Origin of the sequence: Microvirga massiliensis, from assembly GCF_001006805.1 — a bacterium.
Lineage (GTDB): Bacteria > Pseudomonadota > Alphaproteobacteria > Rhizobiales > Beijerinckiaceae > Microvirga > Microvirga massiliensis.
The window spans coordinates 11,487-20,860 of record NZ_LN811363.1 but is presented as its reverse complement, the minus strand read 5'-3'; the positions used below and the strand labels follow the sequence as shown (position 1 = coordinate 20,860).

Here is a 9,374-nt window from a genome sequence, read left to right as displayed (position 1 = left end):
GGGACTCGTTGCGGTCATCTCGATCGAAGGGGCAATGAGCAGCAATGCGCCGACAATCGTGGCTGCCACGAACAGGGTGGCCAGGAACAACAGGCCGCTTCCCAAGAACACCGTCGCGAAGAAGCGATCTTCCTTCCGGCCGAGGCGGTCGCGCAGCACGCCGATGAACCACAGGAAGGCGATGCCCACAAAGGGAATGAGGTTCAGCGCCAACGCCACGCGCCCGGAGCCGCCGGCCAGCCAAGTGCCAGGGTCCAACGGATCGGCCGGCACTGCACTCCGGAAGACCCAGAAGATGATGACCAACAGGATCGAAAAGACGATCCCGGCAACGGCAGCCGCCCTCGGCGTCCTCAGATGCGAGTACATGGGGGTCTCTTCCTGAGGCATCGCCGACCTCCTCGCCGGAGCCCAGTTCCATGCACCCGATGGTACCGTCAGCGAAACCCGGGGGTGAAGGGGCATTGGTGCATGGGTCGTGCGGGTACAATCGGCAGCGAGCTTGCCTGGACCGGCGCCCTGCCTCCCATGGCTTGACCGGCTGCGCGCGTTCTCACGTCGGCTGCCATTGGGCATAATCGACGTCAGCCCAGGCGGGACAACAGGGCCAATACGCAAACGGGCGGATTAATGGAGCGCCGTTTCCGCCGGCGTGGTGGCCGGGATCAGGTAAAGGATTGCCGCGATGATGACGTAGAGCGCCAGCAGTTGCGCGCCCTTGAACCAGTTGGCCTGGCCCGTCGTGGTGACGGTCGCCCCGAGCAGCACCGCTCCGAACAACATCCACATCTCGGCCTGCGAGAACACCAACTGGAACTGCGGCTGCCCCATTGCCGGCGCGACCAGTATCAGGATGGGGGCCACGAACAATGCGATCTGCACGCAACTTCCCAGGGCGATGCCAATGCTGAGGTCGGGACGGTTGGCCCTTCCCATGGCGATCGCCGATCCGGACTCGGCCGCGCCGCCGACGAGCGCCAGCACGATCACCCCCATGAACACCTGCGACATGCCCAGCGAGTGCCCGGCCTGCTCGGCAGCGCCGACGAGGAGCTCGCTCATCCAGGCTGCACCGAGAGAGGCGACCAGCAAGGTCGCGATGCCCCACCCGAGGCTGGGGTGCTCCTCGGTCTCCTCCTCCGCCGGCGCGTTCAGTTCAGTGAAGGTCTCCGGGTGAGTTCTCAGGGAGTACAGCAGAAACAGCCCGTAGAGGCCCAGCAGGACGACCGCCACGACGAGGTCCAGGGTGGTGTGCAGGCCAAGGTGGGGCTCCGTCTCCAAGGCACGGTGGAACGCGCTCGGCAGCGCCAGGCTGATCCAGGCCAGCACCATGGTCGACGAGTAGGTCCGCACCGCATCCGGGTTGTATCTCTGGCTGTGGTGGCGCAGGCCGCCGAGCAGGAAGGAGAGGCCGAGGGCCACCAGCAGGTTGGCGAGCAGCGCGCCGACGATCGAGGCGCGCACCATCTCCAGCAGGCCGGCCCGCAGCGCGGACATGGCGATGATCAGTTCCGGCAGGTTGCCGAACGTCGCATTGAGGAGGCCCCCGACCGTGGCGCCCGTGTGGGCGGCGACCTGCTCGGTGCCCTGCACGATGAGCTTTGCGAACGGCACGATGGCCAGTGCGGCACAGAAGAAGATCAACCCCGCCGGAACGTCGCCACTGCGGTCGAGAAGGGCGACGACAGGCGCGAGGATCAGGAGCCACAGGAGGGAGGGTCTGAACAGGGACAGCGCGGCCACCGCGTGACCGCCGGGGTATGGCTTGTCGGCCATGAGCTCATCCCCTGGTTCCAGCAAGGGGCAGCGACTGGATCACCCTAGCTCGGTTTACGCGCAGTGCTTGATCAGCAGAGACAATCCATTGACAGTTTGGGCCACTCATACCTCAGGACAACCCCGATCCGCTCGGTGCCCGGACGGTGATGGAAGAAGTCCGGCAGAGCAATAAGCTCCCGATCACCGGTTGAAGAGACCAAGGTTTAAGGCGCTACGACGCCGGAAGCGGTCTGGCCCCAACTCGTCAACATGGGCCCCGAGAGTTTGTCATGTTTGCGGATCGACAACCGCCACGGTAGCCGACACTGCCAGGCCCGCCGTTCCCACGGCGGTGGCCGCGCCCGCGGTCCCTAACCCGCCCGGAGCACCCTGCTGGACCGAACGGGACGTTCCCTGGACCCTTTGCGTCCTCCGATCGGGCGCGGGAAGCGCGATGGGCTGAAGGCGGCTGCCGCTATCGGCTGATTTCGCAGAAAGCCGTTGACTTGCTGCATGTGAAGTTCCGAGCCGGCAAGCCAGCGTATCCTGCGGACCATGAGCAAATTCGAGGCCCATCGACACCAGACACATCTTCGGGTTCGCACGACGCAGTCGTTGCTCGAGCGGACCGGGAGGACGATCCAGCAGACGGAGCGCCTGATCGAGGAGAGCCGCAAGCTGCTCGCCCGTCCGGCCGGTCCCTTTCCCTCAAGAGCCGCGATCCCAGGTCCTGCCCGGCGCGGCATCGCGGTGGGCTCCTCCACTCCTCTCGTTTCCGGTGCGGTCCTGAACGAGGCGGATGAGGAACTCCGGTGCGCGGAGCTCGAGTATGGCGAGGCGCTTCTGGCCTTGAGCAGCATCTGGGAGCGGCTGGAGGTCAGCCTGACCGACGAGTTGTTCCGTGAGGAGAGAGCCGCGAAGGCGGCGTATGACCGTGCGGCGGCGCGACTTCGCGCGCTTGAGGTGCGATGGCTTGCCGTGCAGGCGGCCGCGGCGTCGGAAGAGGCCGCAATCCGCGCGGGACCAGCGCCCCGCGAGCGGTTACATTGATGCGGACAAGCCGTCCTCGCGGCCATCGGCCCGCCAGGCGGTTGGGGTTTGGCCCGACCAGCGCCGGAAGGCGCGCGTGAAGGCACTGGCCTCCGAATAGCCGAGCGCCGCCGCGATCTGGCCGAGCGGCACCTCGGTGTCCTCCAGGAGCTGGCGCGCGATCTCGAAGCGAACCTCGTTGGCGAGCGCCCGGTAGCCCATGCCGCTGTCCTTCAGGTGGCGGGTCAGGGTCCGGCGGTGCATCTTCAGCAGCTCGGCAATGGCCTCCGCCGAGCAGCGGTTGCGCGTCAGTCGCGTGCGCAGCAGCCGCCGGATGTGGTCCGCGAGCTCGGAGGCCGGCGGGGCTGTCAGGTGCTGGATGCGCTCCGCGAGCATCGCCCGTAGCACCGGATCGGCGCCGCTGACCCGGTGCTCCAGGTCGCGGGCCGGGAACACCAGGGCGGCAATCTCCTGATCGAAGCGCACCGGCGCCCGGAAACAGCGCCGGTAGGGCTCGCGATCGGCCGGGGCGACCCGCGGCAGCAGCACCTCGGTCGGGTTCCATTCGGGTCCGCACAGGGCCCGCAGGGCGTTGACCGCGACCGCGATGGAGCCGTCCGCGATCTGGTCGGTGCTCTCCACCTCGGGCTGGTAGATGGAGTAGCTGAACAGCGCCGTGTCGCCCGTGCCGGCCAGCCCCCAGACGGCACCCCGGTTCTGGATGCTGAGGTTCGCGACGAGGGCGCGCAAGGCGTCGCCGACCGTGACGGAGTGCAGCATCAGGCGCCCGACGAGGCCGAGCGACAGGATCGTGGCGCGCTGGCCGACCAGCAGCCCGAGATGCGGGCAGCGGGTGTGCGCGACGCCGAGCGTCAGCAGTCGCCCCAGGGCCGCGAACGGGATCACGTTGGCGCCATCGTCGAACAGGGCCGGATCGAGCCCGGCGGCGCGGATCACCGGATCGGGATCGAAGCCGAGCTCGTGCAGGACCGGAACGATCTCCTTGGCGACCCCGAGATGAATGGAGCCGGGCGGCAGCGAGCGGCCGGGTCCCGTCACAGCAACTGACGGCGACGGCGTGGTGTCCGGTTGACCGATGCTCGCGGAGAGAGGCCCGGCAGTGTCGTCCAACGTCATGGTCTCGCGATGTCCCGTGGATGATCGTGCTCCGGCACGATCAGCGTCATCGCGCACAAGGGCTTCCGTTCGGTCAAGTAAACATAAGTTGAGGCGCGATCTGGGCCAGTTTCCGGGATGGCTGGCCTTCTCTGCGCTGTTCCACCGGGACAGGCTGCCATTCCGAGGGTCGAGCCCAATGGGCTGTCACGTGCGACGGTGGTCCGGGCGGATGCAAGCCCGCGGATGCACTCGGCGGGGATGCTGATCCTACCGGCCCGATCAGACGTTTCCAAATTGGATGTCGGTCAGGTCCGGATCGGGTCAAACTATGAAATGCCGATCACTCAACGAAGGTCAGGTCTGACCGCCGAAGTCGACCAAGTGCTCCGTGCCAGGAGGGGCCGTTCGATGCTCGGCGGAAGTCTCATTTCGGAGTGCCGAGACTGACCGTCTCAAGTCGGAAGTGGAGCAGCGGATGCGAGGCCATGGACCGGCATGGACCTGCTGCCGTGGCTGCCCACCGGTAACATGACTATCGAACGGACCAGGAGTAATCTGGACATCGGCCGCCGGATCGCTCCGGCTCCCAACAGCGCACTGTCGCACGGGGGCGCTCACGAGGGAGGGTGACATGCGTCGCTTCCTGGTTCCTGCGGCCCTGGTCGGCGCCGTGATGGTTCTTCTGCCGGCGGACGCTGAGGCCCGGCGCGGTGGCGTGCACGTGCGTGCCGGCGGCGTGCATCGGGCGGCCGTGGTTCGGTCTGGCGGTGTCGGATACCGGAGAGCCGCCGTCGGTCGCGCGGGCTACTATCGCGGCGTCTACTATGGCCGCGGCTATTATCGCGGCGGCTACTATGGCCGTGGCTACTATCGTCCCGGGGTCGCGGCCGGCATTGCCGCGGGCACGCTGGCAGCCGGGGCCGCCGCAGCGGCGGCGCCGTACTATTACGGCTATGGATACGGCTACCCGGCCAGCTACGGCTACGGATACGGCTATCCGGCCGCCAATGCGTGTCTGCGCCAGCAACAGGTCTGGACCGGCTACAATTATCAATGGCAGTGGGTCCGCGTCTGCTGAGGAGCGTGCGCGAGACAGCGATGCCGTGGCGGGCTGGAGCGGATGATCCAGTCGGCTGCTAATGTCAGGAACGGGCCAGCGGTCACGGCGGGTGATCGCTGGGCGATCGCAAGCGACTTCTCGGATGAGCCGTCAGGACGGCCGTTCCCAGGTGCTCCTGCGCCTCTGGCGGATAACGGCATCCACGCCCGGAAGACGCGGTATTCGGAAGCAATACTTCTCGATCTCGCCGGACACGAACGTGTCGATCTCGCCGGACGCGACCGTGGTGGTCCGCTGCGACCCATGGGAACCGATGAGGACATGCACGGACTTGGCCACCGCGCGGCTCCGAGGGCCCTCGGTCATCACTGTCGTGAGGCGGCGCTCCCGGGCAACGCCGCCCCGCCGTAGCCTACCGACCGAACGATGCCTTCGCGGAAAATCTCCGTCCCGGTGCGGGTCGGTATCCAGCCCCGGGTGGCATCTGGTCGAGGGGATGGGATGGTTGCTCCGTCGCGCCCCTTTCGTTGCAAATCTTCGGCCGTGAGCGACATGGAATGCGCGGGTCGGAACGCCAAACGGCGCGGGTCGGAACGCCAAACGGCAAGAACGGTGGAACCTCGCTGATCGCCGAGCGGACTCGCGGAACGTCCCAGTCGGGTCGAGGCCGTGTAAAAACGCGTGGTCCCCAATCCAGCGGCGAAGAATAATCCGGACGGGTTGCGCTGCTGGGACGTTTGGAGCCGAACCAGCGCGGATTCCACCGATAATCGAAAAGTGTTTCGGGATCAGGTTGTAGTTTCGCGTTTTCACATAGCCTCGGTCAATGAGCGACATACAGAGGGGCGAATGAGGGTCCGCCTCCCCATCATTCTTGGATCTTCTACATAGCTAACGTGTTTGAAGCACGCCTTGTTCTGGGCTAACTCCAAAAACTTGTTGCCGTCCTTGCCTCGTCGAATTTCTGCGACCGTGGAAGAGGCCAAAATCTTCTTGGCTCAGTGACTTACCGAGCGGTTGGTGGTCTTTGCTACCGAGTGCCGAAAAGAAGCCGGGGTCGATCGGAAAGTGTACCTCGCACTGGACGATGCAATGAACTGGCGCTTGCATCCTCTGGGCATCAGGCCGCCTCAGTGCTCATCCGAGGCATGTCGTAGAGGAACGTCCAGTCAGCCGCACATCGGCCTTAATCGTTTATTTTACCTCTATTGAGCTTTGCGGACCGAAGTCTGCGTGTTTGGCCACGCCGTCCTTGTGAACCGTACGATAGCATTCAGAAGTCCACAAGGGACGACAGTGACGAGCGACATTGTACTTCCGTCTGCGGATGCCATCCTGCTGCGTACCTCATCACCGCAGCCCCCCAGCAAGACACTGCCTCCAGGCTACATCCATCTGGGCGTGTCCCAGGAAATCGTCCCGGTTCTGCGCGAGTTCGGCCATGATCCCGACCTGCTCATCCGCGCAGCCGGCCTCGATCCCTGCCTGTTCGCGGATGGCACGAACGTCGTTCCGATTGCCGCTCTGGCCCGGTTGTATACCCTGAGCGTGGCGCGCACGCGCTGTCCGCATCTCGGGCTGCTGGTCGGCGGTCGCGCCACCATCCTGTCGATGGACCTGGTCGGGCGCCTGATGCAGCACTCGGAGACCGTGGGTGCGGCCCTGGAGGGACTTGTGTCCAACCTGGGCGTCCACGACCGTGCCGTGGTGGCCTCACTGACGATCCGCGATGGCTTGGCCCTGCTCACGTTCGCGGTCCAGTCGCCACAGAACGAGAGTGCCGAGCAGATCGCCGATGCGGCCCTGGCCATTGCGGCCAATGCGCTGCGGACCCTGTGTGGTTCCGAATGGCGGCCGACCGAGGTGCTCGTGCCCCGCGTGACGCCAGCCGAAGCGGAACCCTATCGACGTCATTTCCGCGCGCCGATCCGGTTTAATCAGGAGAGCGCCACCCTCGTGTTCCCGGCCGGGGACCTGACGCGCAGGGTGGCGGGGGCCGATCCGCTGCTGCGGATGATGCTGGAGGAGCGCCTGCGGCAGTTGCGGGCCGACGCGGGGGCCGATTTCTCGGATGACATCCGGCGGCTGCTGCGCACGCGGCTGATGGGGGCCCGCTGCTCGGCGGAGGATTTGGCCGATCTGCTGGCGATGGGCCGCCGCACCCTGAGCCGCCGCCTCAAGGGCAGCGGGATGAGCTACCGGGCGCTCGCCAACGAGGTCCGCTTCGAGATCGCGCGCCAGCTCCTGGAGGACACCGAGGTGCCGCTTGGGCAGATCGCGGCGGCGCTGGGCTATTCGGAAGCGAGCGCCTTCACCCGCGCCTTCCGGCGCTGGTCGGGCCAGACGCCCACCGCCTGGCGGAGCCACAGCGACACGCAGGATGCGCTCTAGGCTTCTGTTCCGAGTTCACGCCCACTCCGGGTCCTTTATAAGGCGATCCTGTTCTCAGGCCGCGCCATCGTGTTTCCCTCGGCTGTTGCCACAACCCCGTTGTGGGGAAGCGACCGTCGCCCCGGCTTAAGCATCAAAAAGCCCAGAGAACGGCAGGCGAAGAACCAGCTCGCCGGAGACATTTTCGACCTCAATGGCATAGTCCCGCGGGTCCTGCCCCTGAGCTACGAACTCACCTCTGAGATCCCTGGCCGCGCGGACTGCTTCGGCGCGGGCGGTCTCCACGTCCGGGAAGTCGAGGCCAAGCTCGTCGCGGCTCCGATTGAGATGATCGAACCGGACGTGAAAGAAGAAACGAGGCATGGCCGCTCTCGCTTATGATGGGCTGGCGGCGCTCATCGGAGGGTCAGGACAACGCGGCTCGCCCAGTCTACTCCCGACCGGCACGCCTGTCGCGTTTTCGTGTCTTACTGAAACCTTTGATGCCCCTAACCTGCCGACGTGGTTCCTCTCAGGATCGGCGCCGCTGAAACCGCTCCCTCACCGGCCGCTTGAAGCTTTCTAGGATCGCAAACGGAAAATTGCCCCGCTCGTCCGAGCGCTTACCTGTTGCTCGGTGGTCGTTGCTCCCGAATGCAGAGCCGAACTTGTCCCAAAATGGCTGAAGACGGTCCCAAAGTATCAAGCACGCCGGCAGTGTGAACCATAGGCTGGCAAGCGTTCAGACGATCAGGAACCCTTCAGGAGACGTGAATGCGCAAGCAGACGATTGCCATGATGGCTGCCATGTTCATGGTCGGTGCCCCGGCGGCTTATGCACAAGGCGCGTCTGGTGCCGATGTCTCGCAAGAGAACGGAAAGCTGAACCCAACCGAGTTCAAGATCCTAACCGATATCCGGGTTGGCGTGATCAAGATCGCTTTGCAGCTCACGCCGGATCAGCAGAAACTCTGGCCGGCGGTCGAGGATGCCATCCGCGCCAGGGCAGAGGCACGCTATCGCCGGCTGGCCACGCTCCGGGACCGCACCGCCCAGGGGCGGGAGATCGATCCCGTGCAGCTCTATCGGGAGCGGGCCGACGCCTTGATGGAACGGGCGGCCGGACTCAAGAAGCTCGCCGATGCATGGCAGCCGCTCTACCAGAGCCTCACCCCCGACCAGAAGATGCGGCTGGGACTCGTCACGGCGCGTGCTCTCGAAGGACTGAGAGGGGCCCTGGAGGATCGTCGCATGGAGATGTACGACGAGGACGATTCCGACTTCTGACGCTCGTCCCTGGAGAGCGAGCACCGTACGCTTCGGCCTCCAAGGGGTTCCTCGCCCCGCGGCGGGCTGACCTTCCCGCAAGGGTCCGCTTTGATGTTTCGCAACGAGTGGCGCGACTGCTTCGGACGATAGACGTCCTGGGATGATGAGGACAAACGTGAAATCGGAGTCATGCAATGGGTCACATTGAATCCTGGCCCCGCGCTGGACTGGCGCTGGCTGCCTTCGTCGCTGTCGCCGCGACTGCTGAGCCCGCGAATGCGGTCGTCTATTGCAAGACGGTCGGCGTGCCGAAGGGCTGCGTCGCGCGTCCGGTTGCACCGGCGGCGCGTGCCGTCGTGACCCCGGGCATCGGCGCTCCGGGTGTTGGCGTGCGCCCTGGCACCCCCATGAACCGCGGCGGCCCGGTCAATCGCGTCGGCAGGCGCTGAGCGGCCCGGCATGCACGGTGCGCTTATGCCAGGCGCTTGAGCACGGCAGCATCAATTCGAAGTGAGGGCGGATCCAGGATCGCCGACAGTCGTCCACGACAGTGCGGCCTTCTCGGCACCGCGTGCAGGCTCCGTTCCGTTGCAGGATCGCTCCAACTCCACGGGATCCTTGCCTGTTCGGTTGGGATGATCCTGTTGCGCAACCCATGGGAGTGCATCCCATCGCAATTGCCCGTCGCGACGCACCGCATACGAGCGTCGCGACGGGCACCCTCAGGGCATCAATCCCGATCGACGCTCCTTCTCCTCCCAGGAGGTTT

General features: G+C 65.7%; 9 protein-coding genes and 1 pseudogene. 5 read left to right on the top strand and 5 right to left on the bottom strand.

Translation table 11 applies throughout. From position 1 onward, the window contains the following. Together BN1233_RS48695 and cax are read right to left on the bottom strand one after the other, a co-directional pair. Window positions 1-390 (bottom strand): annotated as a pseudogene (locus tag BN1233_RS48695) (hypothetical protein); the annotation flags it as partial. 237 nt (window positions 391-627) lie between these two features. Next, complete coding sequence (gene cax / locus BN1233_RS32450; RefSeq protein ID WP_048709654.1) at window positions 628-1,776, bottom strand: calcium/proton exchanger; 1,149 nt, start codon at window positions 1,774-1,776, stop codon at window positions 628-630. 537 nt (window positions 1,777-2,313) lie between these two features. Between cax and BN1233_RS32445 the strand changes: the two genes are divergently transcribed. Continuing rightward, a complete protein-coding gene (locus BN1233_RS32445) occupies window positions 2,314-2,808 on the top strand; it encodes a hypothetical protein (protein WP_046867814.1) in 495 nt (164 codons plus the stop codon). On the opposite strand, the gene BN1233_RS32440 is transcribed toward BN1233_RS32445, so the two are convergent. Further along, window positions 2,800-3,924 carry an AraC family transcriptional regulator gene (locus tag BN1233_RS32440; RefSeq protein WP_082145785.1) on the bottom strand — a complete coding sequence of 375 codons (1,125 nt, stop codon included), beginning with the start codon at window positions 3,922-3,924 and terminating at the stop codon, window positions 2,800-2,802. The two genes, BN1233_RS32445 and BN1233_RS32440, sit on opposite strands and share 9 nt — an antisense overlap. A gap of 613 nt (window positions 3,925-4,537) precedes the next feature. Between BN1233_RS32440 and BN1233_RS32435 the strand changes: the two genes are divergently transcribed. After that, the gene (locus BN1233_RS32435; protein ID WP_052764024.1) at window positions 4,538-4,984 is read left to right on the top strand and encodes a hypothetical protein; all 447 of its coding nucleotides are present in this window, start codon (window positions 4,538-4,540) and stop codon (window positions 4,982-4,984) included. Between the two features lie 132 nt (window positions 4,985-5,116). Here the strand turns inward: BN1233_RS32435 and BN1233_RS32430 are convergent, their stop codons facing one another. Further along, the gene (locus tag BN1233_RS32430) at window positions 5,117-5,305 is read right to left on the bottom strand and encodes a hypothetical protein (protein WP_147707676.1); all 189 of its coding nucleotides are present in this window, start codon (window positions 5,303-5,305) and stop codon (window positions 5,117-5,119) included. A gap of 957 nt (window positions 5,306-6,262) precedes the next feature. Here BN1233_RS32430 and BN1233_RS32425 point away from each other — a divergent pair. Continuing rightward, window positions 6,263-7,357, top strand: coding sequence for an AraC family transcriptional regulator (locus tag BN1233_RS32425; RefSeq protein ID WP_082145784.1), 1,095 nt, complete (start codon window positions 6,263-6,265; stop codon window positions 7,355-7,357). Window positions 7,358-7,483: 126 nt separating this feature from the next. On the opposite strand, the gene BN1233_RS32420 is transcribed toward BN1233_RS32425, so the two are convergent. Next, window positions 7,484-7,720 (bottom strand): DUF6894 family protein, encoded by a 237-nt coding sequence (locus BN1233_RS32420; protein WP_046867812.1) that lies wholly within the window; start codon window positions 7,718-7,720, stop codon window positions 7,484-7,486. A 390-nt stretch (window positions 7,721-8,110) separates the two neighbouring features. Between BN1233_RS32420 and BN1233_RS32415 the strand changes: the two genes are divergently transcribed. Then, window positions 8,111-8,623, top strand: coding sequence for a Spy/CpxP family protein refolding chaperone (locus tag BN1233_RS32415; protein ID WP_046867811.1), 513 nt, complete (start codon window positions 8,111-8,113; stop codon window positions 8,621-8,623). Window positions 8,624-8,799: 176 nt separating this feature from the next. Then, the gene (locus BN1233_RS32410; protein ID WP_046867810.1) at window positions 8,800-9,054 is read left to right on the top strand and encodes a hypothetical protein; all 255 of its coding nucleotides are present in this window, start codon (window positions 8,800-8,802) and stop codon (window positions 9,052-9,054) included. Window positions 9,055-9,374 lie beyond the last annotated feature (320 nt).